Annotated in this window: 23 protein-coding genes; 10 read left to right on the forward strand and 13 right to left on the reverse strand. The window is 62.6% G+C overall.

Annotation, left to right across the window (positions count from 1 at the left end; all coding sequences use genetic code 11):
- Positions 1-11 precede the first annotated feature (11 nt).
- From mltB to M5B42_RS20840, 7 genes are all read left to right on the forward strand, one after another.
- Positions 12-1,022, forward strand: a complete 1,011-nt coding sequence (gene mltB / locus M5B42_RS20810; protein WP_152741736.1) for a lytic murein transglycosylase B — start codon at positions 12-14, stop codon at positions 1,020-1,022.
- Positions 1,022-2,038 carry a septal ring lytic transglycosylase RlpA family protein gene (locus M5B42_RS20815; protein WP_248746869.1) on the forward strand — a complete coding sequence of 339 codons (1,017 nt, stop codon included), beginning with the start codon at positions 1,022-1,024 and terminating at the stop codon, positions 2,036-2,038. Before mltB ends, M5B42_RS20815 begins: the two co-directional genes overlap by 1 nt.
- Positions 2,039-2,219: 181 nt before the next feature.
- A complete protein-coding gene (locus M5B42_RS20820; RefSeq protein WP_103495813.1) occupies positions 2,220-3,383 on the forward strand; it encodes a D-alanyl-D-alanine carboxypeptidase family protein in 1,164 nt (387 codons plus the stop codon).
- A 96-nt stretch (positions 3,384-3,479) separates the two neighbouring features.
- The gene (locus M5B42_RS20825; RefSeq protein ID WP_103495864.1) at positions 3,480-3,755 is read left to right on the forward strand and encodes a DUF493 domain-containing protein; all 276 of its coding nucleotides are present in this window, start codon (positions 3,480-3,482) and stop codon (positions 3,753-3,755) included.
- Positions 3,755-4,405 carry a lipoyl(octanoyl) transferase LipB gene (gene lipB / locus M5B42_RS20830; protein ID WP_248746870.1) on the forward strand — a complete coding sequence of 217 codons (651 nt, stop codon included), beginning with the start codon at positions 3,755-3,757 and terminating at the stop codon, positions 4,403-4,405. Before M5B42_RS20825 ends, lipB begins: the two co-directional genes overlap by 1 nt.
- Position 4,406: 1 nt before the next feature.
- Entirely contained in the window at positions 4,407-5,432 is a 1,026-nt protein-coding gene (gene lipA / locus M5B42_RS20835; protein WP_248746871.1) for a lipoyl synthase, read from the forward strand.
- 3 nt (positions 5,433-5,435) lie between these two features.
- A complete protein-coding gene (locus M5B42_RS20840; protein ID WP_248746872.1) occupies positions 5,436-6,392 on the forward strand; it encodes an LD-carboxypeptidase in 957 nt (318 codons plus the stop codon).
- Positions 6,393-6,474: 82 nt separating this feature from the next.
- On the opposite strand, the gene M5B42_RS20845 is transcribed toward M5B42_RS20840, so the two are convergent.
- The 5 genes from M5B42_RS20845 to leuS form a co-directional block, all read right to left on the reverse strand.
- Positions 6,475-7,785 (reverse strand): lytic murein transglycosylase, encoded by a 1,311-nt coding sequence (locus M5B42_RS20845; RefSeq protein ID WP_248746873.1) that lies wholly within the window; start codon positions 7,783-7,785, stop codon positions 6,475-6,477.
- A 79-nt stretch (positions 7,786-7,864) separates the two neighbouring features.
- Positions 7,865-8,026, reverse strand: a complete 162-nt coding sequence (arfA, locus tag M5B42_RS20850; protein WP_103495818.1) for an alternative ribosome rescue factor ArfA — start codon at positions 8,024-8,026, stop codon at positions 7,865-7,867.
- Positions 8,027-8,116: 90 nt separating this feature from the next.
- A complete protein-coding gene (gene holA / locus M5B42_RS20855; protein WP_248746874.1) occupies positions 8,117-9,154 on the reverse strand; it encodes a DNA polymerase III subunit delta in 1,038 nt (345 codons plus the stop codon).
- 40 nt (positions 9,155-9,194) lie between these two features.
- On the reverse strand, positions 9,195-9,800 hold the full coding sequence (gene lptE / locus M5B42_RS20860; RefSeq protein WP_152741740.1) for an LPS assembly lipoprotein LptE: 606 nt from the start codon (positions 9,798-9,800) through the stop codon (positions 9,195-9,197).
- Between the two features lie 88 nt (positions 9,801-9,888).
- On the reverse strand, positions 9,889-12,495 hold the full coding sequence (gene leuS / locus M5B42_RS20865; protein ID WP_248746875.1) for a leucine--tRNA ligase: 2,607 nt from the start codon (positions 12,493-12,495) through the stop codon (positions 9,889-9,891).
- Between the two features lie 223 nt (positions 12,496-12,718).
- On the opposite strand from leuS, the gene M5B42_RS20870 reads away from it, so the two are divergent.
- Positions 12,719-13,036, forward strand: coding sequence for a hypothetical protein (locus M5B42_RS20870; protein WP_152741742.1), 318 nt, complete (start codon positions 12,719-12,721; stop codon positions 13,034-13,036).
- Positions 13,037-13,157: 121 nt separating this feature from the next.
- A complete protein-coding gene (locus M5B42_RS20875) occupies positions 13,158-13,919 on the forward strand; it encodes a YdcF family protein (RefSeq protein WP_152741743.1) in 762 nt (253 codons plus the stop codon).
- Positions 13,920-14,046: 127 nt separating this feature from the next.
- On the opposite strand, the gene lnt is transcribed toward M5B42_RS20875, so the two are convergent.
- From lnt to miaB, 5 genes are all read right to left on the reverse strand, one after another.
- Positions 14,047-15,570, reverse strand: coding sequence for an apolipoprotein N-acyltransferase (gene lnt, locus M5B42_RS20880; RefSeq protein ID WP_248746876.1), 1,524 nt, complete (start codon positions 15,568-15,570; stop codon positions 14,047-14,049).
- A gap of 8 nt (positions 15,571-15,578) precedes the next feature.
- On the reverse strand, positions 15,579-16,418 hold the full coding sequence (locus tag M5B42_RS20885; protein WP_103495824.1) for an HlyC/CorC family transporter: 840 nt from the start codon (positions 16,416-16,418) through the stop codon (positions 15,579-15,581).
- Between the two features lie 34 nt (positions 16,419-16,452).
- Positions 16,453-16,911, reverse strand: a complete 459-nt coding sequence (gene ybeY / locus M5B42_RS20890; protein WP_103495825.1) for an rRNA maturation RNase YbeY — start codon at positions 16,909-16,911, stop codon at positions 16,453-16,455.
- On the reverse strand, positions 16,904-17,905 hold the full coding sequence (locus M5B42_RS20895) for a PhoH family protein (protein WP_152741744.1): 1,002 nt from the start codon (positions 17,903-17,905) through the stop codon (positions 16,904-16,906). The genes ybeY and M5B42_RS20895 overlap by 8 nt, the downstream gene beginning before the upstream one ends.
- Positions 17,906-17,978: 73 nt before the next feature.
- The gene (miaB, locus tag M5B42_RS20900; RefSeq protein ID WP_103495827.1) at positions 17,979-19,307 is read right to left on the reverse strand and encodes a tRNA (N6-isopentenyl adenosine(37)-C2)-methylthiotransferase MiaB; all 1,329 of its coding nucleotides are present in this window, start codon (positions 19,305-19,307) and stop codon (positions 17,979-17,981) included.
- Positions 19,308-19,440: 133 nt separating this feature from the next.
- Between miaB and M5B42_RS20905 the strand changes: the two genes are divergently transcribed.
- Positions 19,441-19,767 carry a DUF1820 family protein gene (locus M5B42_RS20905; protein WP_103495828.1) on the forward strand — a complete coding sequence of 109 codons (327 nt, stop codon included), beginning with the start codon at positions 19,441-19,443 and terminating at the stop codon, positions 19,765-19,767.
- A 3-nt stretch (positions 19,768-19,770) separates the two neighbouring features.
- On the opposite strand, the gene M5B42_RS20910 is transcribed toward M5B42_RS20905, so the two are convergent.
- The 3 genes from M5B42_RS20910 to thiE form a co-directional block, all read right to left on the reverse strand.
- Positions 19,771-20,319 carry an SEL1-like repeat protein gene (locus M5B42_RS20910; protein ID WP_177099276.1) on the reverse strand — a complete coding sequence of 183 codons (549 nt, stop codon included), beginning with the start codon at positions 20,317-20,319 and terminating at the stop codon, positions 19,771-19,773.
- 225 nt (positions 20,320-20,544) lie between these two features.
- Complete coding sequence (gene hemL / locus M5B42_RS20915) at positions 20,545-21,828, reverse strand: glutamate-1-semialdehyde 2,1-aminomutase (protein ID WP_103495830.1); 1,284 nt, start codon at positions 21,826-21,828, stop codon at positions 20,545-20,547.
- Between the two features lie 17 nt (positions 21,829-21,845).
- A complete protein-coding gene (gene thiE, locus M5B42_RS20920; protein WP_248746877.1) occupies positions 21,846-22,469 on the reverse strand; it encodes a thiamine phosphate synthase in 624 nt (207 codons plus the stop codon).
- Positions 22,470-22,477 lie beyond the last annotated feature (8 nt).

A 22,477-nucleotide genomic window follows, 5' to 3' on the forward strand; every position in this document is an offset into this window, starting at 1 on the left:
TGAACAATTCAATGCAAGTATTGCGCGGTTGGGCGGCTCGGTGTGCGCCCTGGATAGGCCTGGTCGGCTGTCTGGGGGCCGGAACGGGGGCGCTGGCCGGTGACTACGAAGGTTCGCCGCAAGTGGCCCAGTTCGTCGCGGAAATGACCCGCGACTACGGCTTTGCCGGTGAGCAACTGATGGAGGTGTTCCGTCAGGTCGAGCGCAAGCAGAGCATTCTCGACGCGATTTCCCGCCCGGCGGAACGGGTCAAACCGTGGAAGGAATACCGGCCGATCTTTATCACCGAGGCGCGGGTGGCCCGCGGCGTCGATTTCTGGCGCCAGCATGAAGCGGCCCTGGCCCGTGCCGAGCAGGAATACGGCGTGCCGGCCCAGGTGATTGTCTCGATCATCGGCGTGGAAACCTTTTTTGGCCGTAACACCGGCAATTACCGGGTAATCGACGCCTTGTCGACCCTGGGTTTCGACTATCCGCCGCGGGCCGATTTTTTCCGCAAGGAGTTGCGTGAGTTCCTCCTGCTGGCCCGTGAAGAGCAGCTCGACCCGCTGAGCCTCAAGGGCTCCTACGCCGGAGCCATGGGCTTGCCGCAGTTCATGCCGAGCAGTTTTCGCGCCTATGCGGTGGATTTCGACGGCACCGGCCATATCAATATCTGGACCAACGCCGACGACGCCATCGGCAGCGTGGCCAGCTATTTCAAGCGCCACGGCTGGGTCGCCGGGGAACCGGTGGTCAGCCGCGCGGATGTGCGCGGCGACCAGGTCGACCAGGGCCTGAGCCCGGGTCTCGAGCCGGTCAAGACCGTTGGGGAGTTGCGGGCGCTGGGCTGGTCGAGTCATGATGCGTTGCGCGATGATATGCCAGTGACGGCGTTTCGCCTGGACGGCGACAATGGCCCGGAATATTGGATGGGCCTGAAGAATTTTTATGCGATCACGCGCTATAACCGCAGCGTAATGTACGCCATGGCCGTGCATCAGCTGTCTGACCTGTTGGTCCAAGCACGGGGCGTCAAGTAATGCAGGCTTTGCCGATTCCAAAACCACTGAAGCTGTTGGCTTACACCGCGTTGGCGGTGCTGGTGGTCAGTTGTTCGACCAGCCGCTCGCCCTATCAGTCGTCGTCCTCCTCCAATACCATCCGCGCCAAGCCGGGCCTGGACATCAACCGTGCCCATAAAGACGGCGCGCCGTGGTGGGACGTCGATGTGTCGCGGATCCCGGATGCCACGCCGACCTTGCACACCGGGCCGTACAAGGCCAACCCCTACACGGTGCTGGGCAAGACCTATTTCCCGCTGACCGACTCCAAGCGCTACGTGGCCCAGGGCACGGCGTCCTGGTACGGCACCAAGTTCCATGGTCAGAACACCGCCAATGGCGAGGTCTATGACCTGTACGGCATGAGTGCCGCGCACAAGACCCTGCCGTTGCCCAGCTATGTGCGGGTGACCAACCTGGACAACAACCGCAGCGTGATCCTGCGGGTCAACGACCGCGGGCCGTTCTATTCGGATCGGATCATCGACCTGTCCTACGCCGCCGCGAAAAAGCTCGGTTATGCCGAGATCGGCACGGCGCGGGTCAAGGTCGAGGGCATCGACCCGCAGGAATGGTGGGCCCAGAAGGGGCGGCCGGCGCCGCTGATGCTCAACGAACCGCAAGTGGCGCAGTCCCAGGCTCCAGCCCTGACCGCGTCCACCGGGACGATCGAGCAGTGGACGCCGCCACCGCAGCAACACGCCACCGACGTTGTGCCCGTACAGGCTGACGCAAAAAAAAACGGTTCTGCACCAGCCTCTGGCCAGTATCTCCAGGTGGGCGCCTTCGCCAACCCGGACGCTGCCGAACTGTTGAGGTCGAAGCTAAGCTCGATGGTGAAAGCGCCGGTCTTCGTCAGCTCGATCGTGCGCAACCAGCAGACCCTGCATCGGGTACGGATGGGGCCGATCGGCACGCCGGGTGAGGTCCAGCAAGTGCAGAACAGCGTACGTCTGGCCAATCTCGGTTCGCCAAGTCTGGTGACGTCGGAGTAACACAGGCACAATTGTGGATTAGGCTGCTTTTCAGGGGCCGGGTCCTGGGTTGTTGGTTCGTTTGATAATAAAAGCCTGGAAAGGGTGGTGGAGCGAGCAACCTGACACGGGGCAGTTGGAAAACTGCCGGATTTATTTTTGCCCGCGAGGGCAAGTTTCCATTAGCGATTTCGAGAGACGGATGAACATCACCACCTTTGCCAAACGTTTGTGCCTGCTTGTACCCCTGATCGTTGCGCCTGCCGCCTGGGCCGCCGATGACATGGCCCTGCCGGCTTCGCCGCAACTGGCCGCCAAAGCCTATGTACTCATGGATGCCGCCAGCGGCAACGTGCTGGTCGAGAACAATGGCGACCAGCGCCTGCCCCCGGCCAGCCTGACCAAACTGATGAGCGCCTACATCGCGACCAAGGAAATCCGTCGCGGGCAGATCGGCGAGAACGATATGGTGACCGTCAGCGAAAACGCCTGGCGCACCGGCGGCTCGCGGATGTTCATCAAGGTCGGTTCCCAGGTGACCGTCAGCGACTTGCTGCACGGCATCATCATCCAGTCCGGCAACGACGCCACGGTGGCGCTGTCCGAGCACATCGCCGGCAGCGAAGACGCGTTCGCCGACATGATGAACAAGACGGCTGGCGAACTGGGCATGACCAACAGCCACTTCATGAACCCGACCGGCTTGCCGAACCCGGATCACTACTCCTCGCCTCACGACATGGCGGTCCTGGCTCGGGCGATCATTCGTCTCGACCCGGTGCACTACGCGATCTACTCGCAGAAAGAGTTCTTCTGGAACGGCATCAAGCAGCCTAACCGCAACCTGCTGCTGTGGCGTGACAAAACGGTCGACGGCCTGAAAACCGGCCACACTGAAGAGGCCGGCTACTGCATGGTGGCCTCGGCGGTACGTGACGGCCAGCGCCTGATCGCCGTGGTGTTCGGTACCAACAGCGAATCGGCACGTGCTTCTGAAACCCAGAAGCTGCTGACCTACGGTTTCCGTTTCTTCGAAACCCAGACCTTCTACCAGAAGGGCACCGAACTGGCCCAGGCACCGGTCTGGAAAGGCACCACCCACCAGGTCAAGGCCGGCCTGGCCGAAGACCTGACCATGACCATGCCTAAAGGCCAGCTGAAGAAGCTCGCCGCCAGCATGACCATGAACCCGAAACTGGTCGCACCGATTGCCAAGGGTGACGTGATCGGTAAAGTCGAAGTCAAACTGGACGACAAAGTGGTACACAGCGCCGATCTGATCGCGCTGGACGCGGTCGAGGAAGGTGGTATCTTCCGTCGCCTGTGGGACAGCATCCGTATGTTCTTCTACGGCATGTTCAACTGAGGTCGACCGCTAACAGAAAGTGTCGATTTGCGTACCTCGCGCCTGACCCGGGCGTGAGGTATGTCCGTTGCCTGGGCTTACGAGGCCGTTATTGTCATGACAGACACTGAAGTAAAAGCACCGAAAATCGAATTCCCCGTTACCGACTACCCGGTCAAGGTCATCAGCGACACGGGTGTGGGCAACAAGGACAAGATCCTCGAGATCGTCAAGAAACACGCCACGATCAACGATAACCGGGTGGACGAGCGCCAGAGCACCAATGGCAAGTACACCACGATCCAGCTGCATATCGTGGCCACCGGCCAGGACCAGCTGTACGACATCAACAGCGAGCTGCGAGCTACCGGCTTCGTGCACATGGTGCTGTGATGGGCGGTGTGCTGGGCTTTCGCGAGCTCGGCCAGACCCCTTACGAGCCGGTCTGGCATGCCATGCAGCGTTTTACCGATGGGCGCAAGAGCGCGGACGCACCGGACGAAATCTGGCTGGTGCAGCATCCGTCGGTGTTCACCCAGGGCCAGGCCGGCAAGGCCGAGCATGTGCTGCTGCCGGGAGATATTCCGGTGGTCAAGGTCGATCGCGGCGGCCAGGTGACTTATCATGGCCCCGGCCAACTGGTGGCCTATCTGTTGCTGGATGTTCGCCGCCTGGGTTTTGGCGTGCGCGAACTGGTCAGCCGGATGGAGCGTTGCCTGATTGATTTGCTGGCCGAGTATGGCGTGAGCGCCGAGGCCAAGGCCGACGCCCCCGGCGTGTATGTCGACGGGGCGAAGATCGCCTCCCTGGGCCTGCGGATTCGCAACGGCTGTTCGTTCCATGGCCTGGCGCTGAATGTCGACATGGACCTTGGGCCGTTTCGACGGATTAACCCCTGCGGTTATGCGGGGCTGGCGATGACCCAGCTGCGCGACCACACAGGACCGATTGAATTTGCCGAGGTAAGTGCCCGGCTGCGCGCGCAGCTCGTCAAACACCTCGACTATGCTGAGCAGACGACCCTCACGGGCGGAATCGATTGATATGACTACTGCGCAAGACGCTGTGCAAACCCTGATCCCGGCGCTGGACGTTTCCGAGCGCCCGGCCCGTGCGAAAGTCGAAACCGGCGTCAAGCTGCGTGGCGCCGAGAAAGTCGCACGTATCCCGGTAAAGATCATTCCGACCACCGAACTGCCGAAGAAACCCGACTGGATTCGCGTGCGCATCCCGGTTTCGCCGGAAGTCGACCGTATCAAGCAATTGCTGCGCAAGCACAAGCTGCACAGCGTCTGCGAAGAGGCTTCCTGCCCGAACCTGGGCGAGTGCTTCAGCGGCGGTACCGCGACCTTCATGATCATGGGTGATATCTGCACCCGTCGTTGCCCGTTCTGCGACGTCGGCCACGGCCGGCCGAAGCCCCTGGACATCAACGAGCCGCAAAGCCTGGCCATCGCCATTGCCGACCTGCGCCTGAAGTACGTGGTGATCACTTCCGTGGACCGCGACGACCTGCGTGACGGCGGTGCCCAGCACTTCGCCGACTGCATCCGCGAGATCCGCAAGCTGTCGCCGAACGTGCAGCTCGAGACCCTGGTCCCCGACTACCGTGGGCGCATGGACATCGCGCTGGAAATCACCGCCGCCGAGCCGCCGGATGTGTTCAACCACAACCTTGAAACCGTGCCACGCCTGTACAAGGCCGCGCGTCCGGGTTCCGACTACCAGTGGTCGCTGACCCTGCTGCAACGCTTCAAGCAGATGATGCCGCACATTCCGACCAAGTCCGGCTTGATGCTGGGCCTGGGCGAAACCGACGAGGAAGTTATCGAAGTCATGCAGCGCATGCGCGAGCACGACATCGACATGCTGACCCTCGGCCAGTACCTGCAGCCGTCCCGCAGTCACTTGCCGGTGCAGCGTTTCGTGCACCCGGACGTCTTCGCCTGGTTCGCCGAGGAAGGCTACAAGATGGGCTTCAAGAACGTGGCTTCCGGGCCGTTGGTGCGTTCGTCCTATCATGCCGACGAGCAGGCCAAGCTGGTCAAGGCTGAACTGCTGGGAGCGTAACCCTTGAACCGTCGTCGACCCGTGCAGGCTTCCTATCAGGTCCAGAGCGCGGTGCCGGCGCTACGGCAGGGCGGGGTGATCGGTTTGATCGCCCCGGCCGGTCCTGCTGCCCTTGACGTGCTCAAGGCGCAGGCGTGGGTGCAGGCCCGTGGCTACGAGCTGCGGATCTTTCCGGGTGTCTCGCAACGGGACGGTTACCTGGCCGGCAGTGATGAAGTCCGCCTGCGCGACTTGCACGACGCCTTTGCCGATCCTGAAATCGATGTGATTCTCTGCCTGCGCGGGGGGTATGGTTGTCCGCGTCTGTTGGACGACATTGATTTCGAATTGCTCAAAAAACATCCAAAAGCCTTGGTCGGTTACAGCGATATCACTGCGCTGCACCTGGCGATTGCCCGTTATGCGGGGTTTATGACCTTTCATGGACCGTTGTTCAATGCCGATCTGCTCGGGGACAAGCTGCCGCCGACCGAGTCCTCGTTGTTCAACCTGCTGACCGGGCAGGTGCGCGCGGGTAGCGTGTTCGAGCATCCCGCGGCGTTTCCACTGATCACCGTGGTTCCGGGCGCCGCCTCGGGGCGCTTGCAAGGCGGCAACCTGTCGTTGATCTGCTCCACGCTGGGCACGCCCTATGAAATCGACACCAATGGCTTGATCCTGCTGATCGAGGACGTCAATGAGCCGCTGTACCGGGTTGACCGGCTGCTCACGCATCTGCGCCTGGCGGGCAAGCTGGAGGGCCTGAACGGCGTGTTGGTGGGGGATTTTGCCGGGGTCGACTCGGATGCGCTGGCGCGCTTGCTCAAGCAGGAACTGGGGCCCTTGGGCATTCCGGTGCTGGCGGGTTGGCGCAGCGGGCATTGCGACCCGAACCTGACGTTGCCGCTGGGGGCGCAGGTGAGGTTGGATGCCGATGCGCGGCAGCTGGTGTTGGAGCAGGATGTGGTGCGCGCCGAATAACCTGGTTTTATCCACAATCTCACGGCTGATCAGATTCCTTGTAGGAGCCGGCAAGCCAGCTCCTACAGGGGGCAGTGCGCTTCTACCGGCTACGCAAGCTCTCCAGCAGCTTGTGATTCGGATAGCCATCCGCCGGCCAGCCCAACACTTGCTGGGCCCCACGAATCGCCTTGCGGGTATTCGCCCCGATAATCCCATCGGGATTGCCGGCGTCATAACCCTTGGTGCTGAGCAGGGTCTGCAACTCGATCCGCTCGGAACGGCTCAACGGCAGGTCCTCCTTCGGCCAGTCGCCACGAATCAGACCCGCACCACCGAAGCGTTGGGACAACAAGCCCACCGCCAGCCCATAGGACGACGAATTGTTGTACTTGAGGATGGCGCGGAAGTTATCCAGCACCAGGAACGCCGGGCCGCGATAACCGGCCGGCAGCAGCAGGGCCGCTGACAGTGACGCCGAGCCATTTGGCAATACGGCGCCGGCTGGCAAGCGAATGCCCATTTGCAGCCACTCGTTCACCGTCTTGCGGATCGTGCCATCGGCCTGGGCGTAGTCGAAGGCCTGTGGCAGCACCACTTCCAGTCCCCACGGCTGCCCACGCTGCCAGCCGGAGCTTTGCAGGTAGTTGGCGGTGGAGGCGAGCGCATCGGCCGAGTCGTTCCAGATATCGCGTCGGCCGTCGCCGTCGAAGTCCACCGCATAGCTGTTGTAGGTGGTGGGGATGAACTGGGTCTGGCCCATGGCTCCGGCCCAGGAACCGAGCATCTGCTCAGGCTGGATATCGCCATGCTGGATAATCTGCAGCGCCGCCAGCAACTGGGCCTGGGCGAATCCCGGGCGACGGCCTTCATAGGCCAGGGTCGCCAGCGAACGGATCACCGACTTGTCGCCCTGGAACTGGCCGAAATTGCTTTCCATGCCCCATACCGCCACCAGGGCCTCACGGTCGACGCCATAACGTTGTTCGATGCTCGCCAGCAGCGCGCTGTTCTGTACCAGCAGGGCCTGGCCCTTGCGCACACGCACGGGAGACAGGGCGCCGTCGAGGTATTCCCAGACCGGACGGGTGAATTCCGGCTGGCTGCGGTCGGCCTTGATCACGCTCATGTCCGGGGTGACACCGGCAAAGGCGGCGTCGAAGATGGCGGGCGTGATGCCGGCTCTCAGGGCTTCGATACGGAAGGCGGACATCCATTCATCGAAGCTTTGCGCAGGCTGGATCGTCAGGTCGTCATTGACCTGTGGTTGAGTGGTGACCGGGGCTGCGGGGAGGGTTTGCAGCGGCTCGGCGTCGGCGGCGGTCGGCTTTTCCGCGCAGGCAACTAACAGGATGAAGCTGGTGGCGGCGAACAGTCGACGTAGGGGACGACGAAGGGTAAGGCAAAAGGGCATGCGCGGGTCCGGATAATGCGAATCAGGTGCTGACCTTACCATGCTTGAGGGGGTGGAGTCGTGATGGCGCTCTATGCTTTCAGGCCGCCAGAAAGTAAGAAGCCTCCCAGCTTTTAGACTGGAAGGCTTCGCGGCGGTAGCTGCCTTTGCCCTTCGCCGGTTGTTCCTGACGGCTGCGGAACAGTGGCTGGGCGATGATGGATTTGGCTTTATTGGGACGCTGCCGGGACGGCTTGCTCATGGACGTGCACTCTTGAGGTGTGTTGAAGAGTGCGAATCATCGGGCAGATGTGGCTGTCTGTCCAGTGGGGGCATTTGGCTATGCTGGCGGTTATTCCGCTGGCAATGCCAGGCGTTGTCCACACATCAACAGGCTCAGCCGAGTCAGGCTGCTCCATGGGGAGCCCGCCGCCTGGCCCTTGATCTGCGCGTCGATGCGTTGCGCGTCCAGCAACAGCTGGCTCCAGCGTTGCGCCGAGTGCCGTTGCAGGGCCTTGCTCATCAGCGGCTTGCGTTTGTCCCAGACCGGAGGGCGGGCCTGGCTGAAGGCCTTGTCCAGCGGTGTGCCCTGGCTGTATTGCAGCGACAGGTTGGCCAGCAGCCGCAGTTCCCGGGCCAGGGCCCAGAGAATCACCGGTGGCTCGACCCCTTCGCCACGCAACCCTTCGAGCATCCGCAAGGCATGGGCCGCTTCGCCGTTAAGCACCGCATCCACCAGGCCAAACACATCGAAACGAGCACTGTCGGCCACAGCCGCCTGCACCGTTTCCACAGTGATCTGTCCACCCTCGGCCATCAGCTTGAGCTTTTCGATTTCCTGGGCAGCGGCCAGCAGGTTGCCTTCGACCCGCGCGGCAATCAGTTCCACCGCGTCCTGCTGGGCCGAAAGGCCGGCCTGGGACAGGCGCTGGCGAATCCACTGCGGCAGCTGCGCGGCGTCCACCGGCCAGATCTGAATGAACTGAGTGTCCTGGCCTTCGACCAGGGCCTTGCCCCACTTGGTCTTCTGCGCGCTACCATCGAGCTTGGGCAGGCTGATCAGCAGCAGGGTGTCTTCGGCCGGACGCGAGCAGTATTCGATCAGTGCCGCGGCGCCCTTGTCCCCGGGCTTGCCCGAAGGCAGGCGCAGTTCCAGCAGGCGTTTTTCGGCGAACAGCGACATGCTGGCACCGGCTTGCAGCAGCGTGCCCCAGTCGAAGTTGGCGTCGGCGCTGAACACCTGGCGTTCGTCGAAACCCTGTTGGCGAGCGGCACTACGAATGGCGTCGGCGGCTTCCTGGCACAGCAGCGGATCGTCGCCGCTGATGACGTAGACCGGCGCAAGGCTGCCTTGCAGGTGTTTGGCGAGTTGGGCAGGGGCGAGTTTCATAGGCGGGCAACGGCGGGGCGCCCAGGGCGCCCCGACAGGCTTATTGCTTAGGCAGTTGCAGCGGCGATTGCTGCGGCTGCGACGCTTCGTACTTGCGCGCGGCTTCCAGGGCGTCGGCATCGGCCTTGGCCTTGTTGTCGGCGGTCTGTTGCAGGGCGTCCAGTTGCTCCGGTGTCAGCAGTTGCAGGCGCAGGACCATCTGTTGAATCAGGTCACGACGCATTTCCTTGCGCAGCTGACCCGCCTCGGCGTCGCCGGCAGTGATGTTGTTGCCGTCGTGCACGTAGTACTTCTGTATTTGCAGCTTGCCGGTCAGCAGTTGCAGGTCGTGGTCGCCACGGATTTCATAGTACAGCGCGGTATTGAGCTCGTACTCGGCGTTGCGGCCGGAGCCCGAGTAGGTCGCGTCACGCTGGGTTTCCTGCTCGTCGGTCAGGACCAGCTTGTAAGGCGCGCCGCTGTAGACCTTGACGCCGCTGTGCTCGAGGACCTGGGTCAACTGCTTGACCGTGTCGCCATAGGCGTTACGGGCACTGACCGACAGTTCCTTGATGGTCAGTTGGTTGGTGCCGGTGCCGCGCAGCTGGAAGCCGCAGGCGCTCAGCAGCACGGCGAGGCCCATTACCAGCAAATTGCGTTTGATCATCTTGTTGCTCCCCTTGAAACCCTGTGGGTCGACGGTGCGACCGCGGAAGTCTTGCAAGGCGCCCGCAACAGCAGGCGCCCGATCCTGTTCAGCTGGCGACAATATTGACCAGTTTGCCGGGCACGACGATCACTTTACGAATCGTCAGTCCATCGGTGAAGCGCAGTACGTTTTCGTTGATCCGCGCCGCCGCTTCGATTTCTTCACGGCTGGCGCTGGCCGGCATGTCGATCTGGCCACGCAGCTTGCCGTTGACCTGGATCACCAGTTGCAGGCTGTCCTGGACCAGCGCGCTGTCATCCAGCACCGGCCAGCCGGCATCGATGATGGCGCCATCGTGCCCCAGGCGGTTCCACAGCTCGTGGCTGATGTGCGGGGTGATCGGGGCCAGCAACAGGGCCACGGTTTCCAGACCTTCCTGGACCAGGGCTCGCTCCTGCGCGGTGCCTTGCGGGGCTTTTTCCAGCACGTTCATCAGCGTCATCACCTGGGCGATGGCGGTGTTGAATTTGTGGTGCTGGCCGACATCCTGGCTGGCTTGCTTGATCGCCAGGTGGATCGAGCGACGAATGACTTTCTGCTCATCGCTCAGTGTTGCCAGCTCCAGCTTGCCCGGCAGGCCCTGGGTCACATGGGCCTGAGCCAGGCGCCAGACGCGCTTGAGGAAGCGGTGCGAGCCTTCGACGCCTGAGTCGGACCATTCCAGGCTCATGTCGGGCGGCGAGGCGAACATCATGAACAGGCGGCAGGTGTCGGCGCCATACTGCTCGATCATCGACTGTGGATCGACGCCGTTGTTTTTCGACTTGGCCATCTTCTCGGTGCCGCCGATTTCCACCGGCAGGCCATCGCTGATCAGCTTGGCGCCAATGATCTTGGCCTTGCTGTCGCGCTCGAGTTCGACGTCCGCCGGGTTGAACCAGGTGTAGCCGCCGTTGGCTTCGCGACGGTAGTAGGTCTCGGCGACCACCATGCCCTGGGTCAACAGGTTCTTGAACGGCTCGTTGGAACTGACCAGCCCTTCGTCGCGCATCAACTTGTGGAAGAAGCGCGCGTAGAGCAGGTGCAGGATCGCGTGTTCGATACCGCCGATGTACTGATCCACCGGCAGCCAGTGGTCGGCGGCTTTCGGGTCGACCAGGCCACCCTCGTAGTGCGGCGAGGCGTAGCGGGCGTAGTACCAGGACGACTCGACGAAAGTGTCCATGGTGTCGGTTTCACGCTTGGCCGGTGCGCCGCATTTCGGGCAGCTGCACTCGTAGAACTCGGGCATGCGCGCCAGTGGCGAACCGGCGCCGTCCGGCACCACGTCTTCCGGCAGTACGACCGGCAGCTGGTCTTCCGGGACCGGCACGTCACCGCAGGTGTCGCAGTGGATGATCGGGATCGGGCAGCCCCAGTAGCGCTGGCGGCTGATGCCCCAGTCGCGCAGGCGGAACTGGGTGCGCGAGGTGCCGAGGTTTTTCTTGATCAGCGCGACTTCCATGGCGTCGAAGGCGCCGGCGAAGTCCAGACCGTCGAACTCGCCGGAATTGATCAGGCTACCATGTTCGGCGTAGGCGTCCTGCCACGGTGCCGGGGTGGTATCTCCCGAGCTGGTGCGCACCACCGACTTGATCGGCAGGTTGTACTTGTGGGCAAACTCGAAATCACGCTCGTCGTGGGCCGGTACGGCCATGACGGCACCGTCGCCGTAGTGCATCAGCACGTAGTTGGCAACCCACACCGGCAGTTGCTCGCCGGTCAGCGGGTGCTCGACGAACAGGCCGGTCGGCAGGCCTTTCTTTTCCTGGGTGGCGACGTCGGCTTCGGCGACGCTGCCGCCCTTGCATTCGGCGATGAACGCCTGCAGCTCGGGGTTGTTGCGCGCGGCCAGGCTCGCCAGCGGATGCTCGGCGGCCACGGCGACGTAGGTCGCGCCCATCAGGGTGTCCGGACGGGTGGTGAAGACTTTCAGGCTGCCGGCTTCGCCGATGGAGTCGACGTGGTACGGGAACTGGACTTCCATGCCACGGGACTTGCCGATCCAGTTGCGCTGCATGGTCTTGACCTGTTCAGGCCAGCCCGGCAGTTCGTCGAGGCCTTCCAGCAGCTCATCGGCGTAGGCGGTGATCTTGAAGTAGTACATCGGGATTTCGCGCTTTTCGATCAGCGCGCCGGAACGCCAGCCGCGGCCGTCGATCACTTGCTCGTTGGCCAGTACGGTCTGGTCCACCGGGTCCCAGTTGACGGTACCGTTCTTGCGGTAGATCACGCCTTTTTCGAACAAGCGGGTGAACAGCCATTGTTCCCAACGGTAGTAATCCGGCTTGCAGGTGGTCACTTCGCGGGACCAGTCCACCGCCAGGCCCAGGCTGCGCAGCTGGGTCTTCATGTAGGCGATGTTTTCGTAGGTCCACTTGGCCGGTGCGACATTGTTCTTCATCGCGGCGTTTTCCGCCGGCATGCCGAAGGCGTCCCAACCCATGGGTTGCAGGACGTTCTTGCCTTGCATGCGCTGATAACGCGCGATCACGTCACCAATGGTGTAGTTGCGCACGTGCCCCATGTGTAGCTTGCCGCTGGGGTAAGGGAACATCGACAGGCAGTAGTACGTCTCCTTGCCTGGCTGTTCACTGACTTCAAAGGACTTTTGCGCATCCCAGAACGATTGGGCGGCGTTTTCGATTTCACGGGGCTGATAGTGTTCGTGCATGGCTACTTGTACTGGAAAGGGTGGCCTAATCCTCTTCAACGCATCCGTCAGGCGGTGCTGGAAGTGGAGTTACAGGAAGCGCCGTAGCATACATGACGCCGCTCTATCGAGGGAAACCCTGATTGCACCGCCCAAGCCGTTGGTCGCGGCGGTCGGCTGGTTTGCCGGACACCGCTAAGCTTGGAAGAGGGGGAGTGATTCTTATCTTCAATGAGGTGAGCGGATGGTGGAGTCGCAGCGATATGTCATGAAACCCGAGTTGTACGAACGTTTGATCGTCCGTCTGGGGCATGCCCTGGACGCAGCCAGTACGGCGGCGCGCTTGCGTGATGAGCGGCCCGCCGAGTTGGAGTTGCGTGGCTTGAGCCATGCCGAGTTTGAATTGATCAGGGCCTATCTGGATCTCAGTGGGCAGGATGTGCCTGTGCCGTTTTCCGTTTTGGAGTACAAGGTGCCACCCCGTTCGGCCGAGATCATCTGGTTGAAAGACAAAATGCCCAATCCCGGTTCGGCGAAGTTCAAGTCCGCGGGGGTCAAGTAAGGTTCGCCCGGCGGCGTGCTGTTGTCTGTCGCTAACCTGGCTTCGGTTTGAAGTCAGTGTTCCAGAGGTTGTTGATTGACCCCGATGCACTTAGGCTTCGGGCATCTTCTGGAGGTGCCCGATGCCTGTTCGTTACATCCTTAAACAATTGTTCATGCCTCCCGGCCTTCTGTTGCTGTTGCTGTTGTGCGCCTGGTGGTTTCGACGCACTCGGCCGCGCCTGGCGGGTGTGTGTTTTGCACTTGGCCTGGGCGGGTTCTGGTTGATGAGCCTGCCGGTGGTGGTGGAGTGGGGCGCGCGGGCACTGGAGACGGTGCCGCCGCTTGAGCGCAGTGAGTGGGCGGGGCTGGCGCAGCGGGCCGATGCCATTGTGGTGTTGGGGTCGGGGCGTGAGCGCGGTGATCCGGCGTGGGGCGACGATCAGCCGACCGGCATCGGTCTGGAGCGCCAGCGTTATGCAGCGCGGTTGGCGAAGGCTTCGGGGTTGCCGGTGCTGACCAGTGGTGGTCTGCACTACGGTACGCCGCCGAGTGAGGCGGCGTTGATGGCGGCGTCGATGCAGAGTGATTTCGACGTGGCGGTGCGTTGGCAAGAAGGGCGCAGCACCACGACCTGGGAAAATGCCCAGTTCAGTTATGAGCTGCTGGCACCGCTGGGGATCAAGCGCGTGGTGGTGGTGACCCATGCCGCGCATATGTCGCGGGCGATGTGGAGCTTTGAAAAGGCCGGCTTTACCGTGGTGCCGGCGCCGGTGGGCTTTTTCGGGCAGGACAATGCGAGGCCGGCAGGAGGCTGGATGCCGGAGTTCAAGGCGATCTGGCGCAGTGGGCAGTTGATCAATGAAGCGGTGGGGCAGGTGGGATACAGACTGTTCTACCGTTAGATCGCAGTATTGAAGAAAACACCGAACCTTGTAGGAGCAGGGCTTGCCCGCGAAGCTTTCAGCGGTCTTGAGGCCGCCTTCGCGGGCAAGCCCTGCTCCTACAAGGTTATGCGGTGTTTGGTCGGGTTCAGACCGTCTTGGCAATGCGGTTGGCCAGCAAGGCCCAGCCGAACAGCAAGCCACACAGGATGATCAGCGGCCACGAACGCCACTGCAGGTAAGGCGTCAGCTCGTGCATCGGCACCACTTCGCCGTACAGGATGCCCTGTTCGAACTGCGGGATGCGCGTGGTGATCTCGCCAAATGGGTTGATCAAGCCGGTGACACCGTTGTTGGTCGCCCGAATCATCCAGCGTCCGGCTTCCAGGGCACGCATCTGGGCCATTTGCAGATGCTGCAAGGGGCCGATCGAGGTGCCGAACCAGGTGTCGTTGCTGATGGTCAACAGCAGGTCGCTGCGCGCCGACAGGCTGGCGGCGAACTCCGGGTAGACCACTTCGTAGCAGATGAACGGGGCGACCTGGTAACCCTTGGCCTGCAACAGCGGCTGGTCAGCCGGGCCACGGGCGAAGTCGGACATCGGCAGGTTGAAGAAGTCGATCAACCCACGCAGCAGCTCCTGCAGCGGCACATATTCACCAAACGGCACCAGCTTCTGCTTCAGATAGGTGCCATCACCTTCGCCGGTCACGGTGATGCCGTTGTAGTAGCGCTTCTCGTTGTCCACCACCTGGCGGATCGGTACGCCGGTGATCAGCGCCGAATGCCGGTCCGCGGCAAAGCGGCCCATCATCGCCAGGTAACCCTCGGCCGACTCCTTCAGTATCGGCACGGCGGTTTCCGGCCAGACCAGCAGGTCCACGCGCTTGGAACGAAAGCTCAGGTCGCGGTATAGCGCCAACTGGGCATCGACCTGTGCAGGATCCCACTTCATGCTTTGCTCGATATTGCCCTGCACCGCCGCCACCGTCAGCGGTTCGCCCGCCGGGCTGGTCCAGGCGTGATGCTTGAGCGCGATCCCCGCCACCCAGGGACCGAGCAGCAGCACCACACCCACGGCGATAAAGCCCATGCGTCCGGCCTGGAGCAGTCGGCGGGCGTTGTACAGCAGCGCCGCGGTCAGGGCCAGGGCAAAGGAGATCAACCAGATGCCACCCAGCGGCGCGAGCCCCGCCAGCGGGCCGTCGAGCTGGCTGTAGCCGGAATAAAGCCAGGGGAAACCGGTCAGGAACCAGCCGCGAAAGGCTTCCTGGCCCACCCACAAGGCGGCGAAGGCCAGGGCATCGGCCAGCGGCGCTTCGTTGCGGCGTATCCAGCGTGCCCAGAGCCAGGCGGGCAGGGCAAAGAACCAGGCAATGGCCGCGGTGAATGCGAGCATCAGGAAACCCGCCAGCAACATCGAAGCATCGCCGTAGGTATGGATACTCACGTAGATCCAGCTGGTACCGGCGCCGAACAGGCCGAACCCGAAGCACCAGCCGCGCCCCAGTGCCTGGCGCGGCGACAGCTCGCGCAGGCCGGCGTAGAACACACCCACCGCCAGCAACGCCAAGGGCCAGATATCGTACGGCGCCAGGGCCAGGGTGGTCAGTGCGCCGGCCACCACGGCCAGCAGATTACCGGGCCAGCCGGGGCGGGTTAAGCGCAGCATGTGAATCCTTAGCGGCTAATGGGGGTCAGGCGGATCAGGTGGATGCGACGGCTGTCGGCATTCAGGATGCGGAAACGATACGCGCCGATTTCGGTGATTTCATTACGCTTGGGCAGGTGCCCGAACGCACTCATCACCAGGCCGCCAACGGTGTCGAACTCATCATCGGAGAATTCGCTGTCGAAGAACTCGTTGAAGTTCTCGATCGGCGTCAGCGCCTTGATCAGGAAGTCGCCACTGGGCAGGGGCTTGATGTAGCTGTCTTCCTCGACATCGTGCTCGTCCTCGATATCGCCGACGATCTGTTCCAGCACGTCCTCGATGGTCACCAGGCCCGCCACGCCGCCGTACTCGTCGATGACGATGGCCATGTGATTATGGTTGGCGCGGAACTCGCGCAACAGCACGTTCAGGCGCTTGGACTCGGGGACGAAGGTCGCCGGGCGCAGCAGGTCCCTGATGTTGAAGGCGTCGCCGTTTTCCTGCAGCACCAGCGGCAACAGGTCCTTGGCCAGCAACACACCCATGACATCGTCATGGCTTTCGCCGATCACCGGGTAGCGTGAGTGCGCGGCGTTGATGACCGACGGGAGGAATTCGCGGGGTGTCTGGGTCGCCTTGATGCTGATCATCTGCGAGCGCGGGACCATGATGTCCCGGACCTGCAGGTCTGCGACCTGGATGGCGCCTTCGACGATGGCCAGCGCTTCGCTGTCCAGCAATTTGTTCTGGTGGGCTTCGCGCAGGAGCTCCAGCAGCTCCTGGCGGTTTTTCGGCTCATGGGCAAAAGCCTGGGTCAGTTTACCCAGCCAGGACTTCTGCCCGTTGCTCGATCGATCTTCGCTCATAGCGATTTACTCGTATCCCTTGGTGGTGGAGTGATCAGTGTTCATCATCGATATAGGGGTCGGGATGACCCAATTCGGCAAGCAACGTTCGTTCCAGTGCTTCCATTTCCTCGGCTTCCTCGTCATCTATGTGGTCGTAGCCCAATAGATGCAGGCAGCCGTGAATGACCAGATGGGCCCAATGGGCCTCCAGTGCCTTGCCTTGTTCGCCGGCTTCACGCGCGACCACCGGAATGCAGATCACCAGATCGCCCAGCAGCGGGATATCCAGCAATTCGTCCGGTACGTCGGCGGGAAAGGACAGCACGTTGGTCGCGTAGTCCTTGTGCCGCCAGGTGTGGTTGAGCTCGCGGCCTTCGGCTTCATCCACCAGGCGGATGGTCAGCTCGGAGTCGGCCGTGCGCTGGCGCAGGGCCAGTTCGCACCAGCGGCGAAACTCGGCGTCGGTCGGAGCGGGGGCGTCAGAGGCCCGTTGCAGATCAAGCTCAAGCATCGCGGCGGGCACCCTGGGTGTCTGCTTCGGCACTGTTTTCAAAGCGCTCGTAGGCTTCGACAATCCGCTGCACCAACGGGTGGCGGACCACGTCCTTGGGCATGAAATGGGTGAAGCTGATGCCCGGTACGTCCTTGAGGACCTTGATCACGTGGGCCAGCCCGGATTTCGTGCCCTTGGGCAGGTCGACCTGGGTGATGTCGCCGGTGATCACCGCCGTGGAGCCGAAGCCGATACGGGTCAGGAACATTTTCATCTGTTCGACGGTGGTGTTCTGGCTTTCGTCGAGGATGATAAAGCTGTTGTTCAGGGTCCGGCCACGCATGTAGGCCAGCGGCGCGACCTCGATGACCTGGCGTTCGATCAGCTTGGCCACGTATTCGAAGCCGAGCATTTCATACAGGGCGTCGTAGAGCGGGCGCAGGTACGGGTCGATCTTCTGGGCCAGGTCGCCGGGCAGGAAGCCGAGTTTTTCACCGGCTTCGACCGCCGGGCGCACCAGCAGGATGCGGCGTATCTGCTCGCGCTCCAGGGCATCCACGGCGCAGGCCACGGCCAGGTAGGTCTTGCCGGTACCGGCCGGGCCTATGCCGAAGTTGATGTCGTTGCCGAGGATTTCCTTCACGTAGAGCTGCTGATTCAGGCCGCGGGGGCGAATCATGCCTTTCTTGGTGCGCAGGGCCACGCTGGCTTCGGCCACCGGGTTGTTGCGCAGGTCTTCGTCGCCCGATTCCTGCAGGAACAGGTGGACCATGTCCGGCGACAGCTCGGTACCCTTGGTTTCCCGGTACAGGCGGCGCAGCAGGTTTTCCGCGGAGGAGGTGAGCTTGGGTTCGCCGATCAGTTCGAACTGATTGCCGCGATTGCGGATCTCGATGGCCAGGCGTTGTTCGATCAAGCGCAAATGCTCGTCGAACTGCCCGCACAGATTGGCGAAGCGGCGAGCCTCGAAAGGCTCGAGGATGAAACGATGAGGTTCGATGGGTGCGTTCAAGGTCGTTTTTAGCCGCCCGACGGCAATTGAGATGAAATCAAGGATAACGCTAGCAGCCCGGGGGTGAAAGCTCTCATTGCAGCATCGAGCCGCGCAGTGAATGGGGTTGTGCCGCATCGATGTGCACGTCGATAAACTGCCCGATCTGCTGGGGATTGTCGCAGCGGAAGTTGACGATACGGTTATTCTCGGTGCGGCCCTGCAATTCTCCGGGGTCTTTCTTCGAATAATCGGTCACCAGGATGCGCTGGATCGTACCGACCATTTGTCGGCTGATCTCGAATCCCTGCTGGTTCAGGCGATGTTGCAGGGCGTTGAGGCGCTCTTTCTTCACCGCTTCCGAGGTTTCGTCCGGCAAATCCGCCGCAGGCGTACCGGGGCGCTGGCTGTAGACGAACGAATAGGAGAAGTCGAAACCGACGTCTTCGATCAGTTTCATGGTCTGCTGGAAGTCTTTCTCGGTTTCGCCGGGGAAGCCGACGATAAAGTCCGAGCTGATGCAGATGCCCGGCACGGCGGCGCGCAATTTGCGCAGCTTGGACTTGTATTCCAGTGCCGTGTGGTTGCGTTTCATCGCCGAAAGAATCCGGTCCGAGCCCGACTGCACCGGCAGGTGCAGGTGCTTGACCAGCTGCGGAACCTCGGCGTGGGCCTGGATCAGGCTGTCGGAGAACTCCAGCGGGTGCGAGGTGGTGTAGCGGATCCGCTCGATACCGTCGACGGCGGCGACCACGCGGATCAGCTCCGCCAGGTCCGCCAGGCGGCCGTCATGGGTGGTGCCGCGATAGCCGTTGACGTTCTGTCCCAGCAGGGTCACTTCGCGCACGCCGTGTTCTGCCAGGTGGATGATCTCGGCGATCACGTCGTCGAACGGTCGGCTGACTTCTTCGCCACGGGTGTAGGGCACCACACAGAAGGTGCAGTACTTGCTGCAGCCTTCCATCACCGAGACATAGGCGCTTGGGCCGTCGATGCGCGGTTCGGGCAGGTGGTCGAACTTTTCGATTTCCGGGAACGAAACGTCCACTTGCGGCAGCCTGGTCAGGCGCGCGGCGTCGATCATTTCCGGCAGACGGTGCAGGGTCTGCGGGCCGAAGACCACGTCGACATAGGGCGCGCGGTCGCGAATGGCGGCGCCTTCCTGGCTGGCGACGCAGCCGCCGACGGCGATCACCATCTCCGGGTTCGCCAGTTTCAGTTCGCGCCAGCGGCCCAGCTGGGAGTAGACCCGGTCCTGGGCACGCTCGCGGATCGAGCAGGTGTTGAGCAGGATGACGTCCGCGTCTTCGGCGCGGGCGGTGACTTCCAGGGCCTGGTGTTCGCCCAGCAGATCGACCATGCGCGAGCTGTCGTACTCGTTCATCTGGCAACCGTGGGTTTCGATGTAAAGCTTCTTGGCCATGGAGTTTCATCAGGTGGTTCAAAGAACCGCGCATTATAGTGGTCATCGCGCTTGCTTCCTAGCGCTGTGCGTTCGGCGGCTATGCTATAGTTCGCGCCCTCTTTTTTATCCCCCGATGTGTTGCCCGCCCACCATGACCAAACGTGAAGCCCCCATCTACAAGGTGATTTTCCTCAACCAGGGCCAGGTGTTCGAAATGTACGCCAAGCAGATCTATCAGAGCGATCTGTGGGGCTTCCTGGAAGTCGAAGAATTTGTCTTTGGCGAGCGCACGCAACTGGTGGTCGATCCCGGCGAGGAAAAGCTCAAGGCCCAGTTCGAAGGCGTGGTGCGCAGTTTCGTGCCGATGCATTCGATCGTGCGCATCGACGAGGTCGAGCGCCTGGGTACGCCGAAGATCAGCGAGGCGAGGGGGATGAGCAACGTGATGCCATTCCCGATGCCGATGCCCGACAAATAAGGCTCAGGGCAGCGGCGAGAACGGTGTACGGCCGTCAGCCGTCTGCAATTCCAGCAGGTACTTGCGGAAAATCTGCCCCAGCACCTGGGTCGCCATCTCCAACTGGTCACGGGGCATCTGCGCCGCGACCTCATCCGCCGTGTCCAGCGCATCCTCTGCGCCGTTGACCGCTGCCATCTTCAGCACGATATAGGCCTGGACGTTGTTGGCCGGCACACCCTCACCCTTGTAGAACATGATGCCGAGCTGGTATTGCGCCTGGGCGTGACCTTGCAGGGACGCCTGTTCGAAATGACTCAGGGCCTTGTTGAGGTCGTGTTGCGGGTTTTTCTCGTCGTGATAGAACGCGCCCAACTCGTATTGTGCCTGGGCATCGCCGCTCTTTGCCGCTTCTTCGCAGGCGGCCAGGGCCTCGGCGAGGTCCTGTGGCTGGGAGTTGAGGGTGCAACGGCCCATCGCCGGGATCAACAACGAGTTACCGCCTGCATAGGCCAGCAGCGGCTGAAGGAGCAACAGGCAGCCCAAGGCAAGGGCGCGGCCGGTGCGGTTCATGGGAATCGACGTACCTCTGAAGGGCGGGCGGACCCGGCCAGGGGATGACTATGGCGCGCATTATGAAATAAGCGGGGGCCACCTTACAAAGTCTTTACTCGTTTTTCTGCTGCGCGGGCGCTATATGGCCTTGTTTTGCAAGTATCTGCACAGAGGGCGGTAGGAAACTGGGTAAGTTTAGGCGGGAAAACCGACGTCGGCTGAAACCGACGTCGGGGACATCGGTTACTTCAGTGCGGCAAAAGCTTTTTCAGCTGCATCCAACGTCAGCTTCAACTCGGTTTCGCCATGGGCGATGGAGGTAAAGCCGGCTTCGAAGGCACTGGGCGCCAGGTACACGCCGCCGTCGAGCATCAGGTGGAAGAAGCGCTTGAAGCGTTCGGCGTCGCTGGACATCACGTCGTCGAAGGTGACGATGTCGTCGGCACCGCTGAAGTACAGGCCGAACATGCCGCCGGCCTGGGTGGTCACGAACGGGATGCCGGCCGCGTCGGCGCGCTCCTGCAGGCCCTGGAGCAGGCGGCTGGTGTAGTCGCTCAGTTCGGCGTGGAAGCCCGGGCGGCTGATCAGGCGCAGGGTGGTCAGGCCGGCGGCCATGGCCAGCGGGTTACCCGACAAGGTCCCGGCCTGGTAGACCGGGCCCAGCGGGGCGATGCAGGACATGATCTCGCGCTTGCCGCCGAAGCAGCCCACCGGCATGCCGCCGCCGATGATCTTGCCGAAGGTGCTCAGGTCCGGCTTGACGCCGTAATGGGCCTGGGCGCCGCCGAGGGCAACGCGGAAACCGGTCATCACTTCGTCGAAAATCAGCACCACGCCGTGCTGGTCGCACAGGGTCCGCAGGCCTTCGAGGAAACCTGGCGCCGGCGGCACGCAGTTCATATTGCCAGCCACGGGCTCGACGATGATGCAGGCGACTTGCTGGCCGACTTCGCCGAGCATCTTCTCGACGGCATTGATGTCGTTGAATGGCAGGGTCAGGGTGTGTTTGGCGAAGTCCGCCGGGACACCGGCCGAGCTCGGCACGCCCTGGGTCAGGGCGCCGGAGCCGGCCTTGACCAGCAGGCTGTCGGAGTGGCCGTGGTAGCAGCCTTCGAACTTGATGATGCTGTCACGGCCGGTGAAACCACGGGCCAGGCGGATGGCGCTCATGGTCGCCTCGGTGCCGGAGCTGACCATGCGGACCATTTCCATCGACGGCACGATCGCGCAGACCAAGTCGGCCATCTCGGTTTCCATGGCGGTCGGCGCGCCGTAGGACAAGCCGTGTTCCAGCTGCTTGCGCACGGCATCGAGCACGTCCGGGTGGCTGTGGCCGAGGATCATCGGGCCCCAGGAACCGACGTAGTCGACATAACGCTTGTCGTCTTCGTCAGTGACATAAGCGCCTTCGGCGTGCTTGAAGAACAGCGGGGTGCCGCCAACGCTCTTGAACGCGCGAACCGGCGAGTTGACGCCGCCGGGGATGTGTTTCTGGGCACTGGCAAACAGGGTTTCGGAACGAGACATGGGCAGGCTCTCAGGAGTCATGAAGTGAAGAGGGTATTGAAGGCTTGGGCGCGGCGGGTCACTTCCCGGGTGCTGTCGGCACCGAACAGGCCATGGATCACCGCCAGCAGGTCGGCGCCGTGGGCCACCAGCGGGGCGGCGTTGTCCAGGGTGATGCCGCCGATCACCGCGATCGGCAGTTGCAGCCGCGGGCGGGCGCGCTCCAGTAGCGCGACATCGGCGGCCGGTGCACCGGGCTTGGTAGTGGAATTGAAGAAGCGCCCGAAAGCGACATAGCTGGCGCCTTCCCGGGCCGCCTGTTCGGCGAGCTCAAGCTGCGCGTGGCAGGTGGAGCCGATAATGGCCCGGCTGCCGAGCAGCGCGCGGGCCGGCGTCAGCGGGCCGTCGGTCTGCCCCAGGTGCACGCCGACCCCCAGCCGCGCCGCCAGTTCGGCGTCGTCGTTGATGATCAGGCGGGTCTTGTAGCGTTCGCAGAGCACCCGCAGGGCCTCGGCCTCCCGCAGGCGGCGGGCCTCATCGGTGCTTTTGTCGCGGTATTGCAGCAAGGTCACGCCGCCCTCCAGCGCCGCCTCGACATAAGACAGGAACTTGCCGGCCAGCAACTGGCTATCGGTGATGGCATACAGGCCGCGTAGTTTCATCGGGTCAG

Origin of the sequence: Pseudomonas sp. MWU12-2037 (assembly GCF_023242345.1) — a bacterium.
In the GTDB taxonomy this organism is placed as follows: Bacteria; Pseudomonadota; Gammaproteobacteria; order Pseudomonadales; family Pseudomonadaceae; genus Aquipseudomonas; species Aquipseudomonas gingeri_D.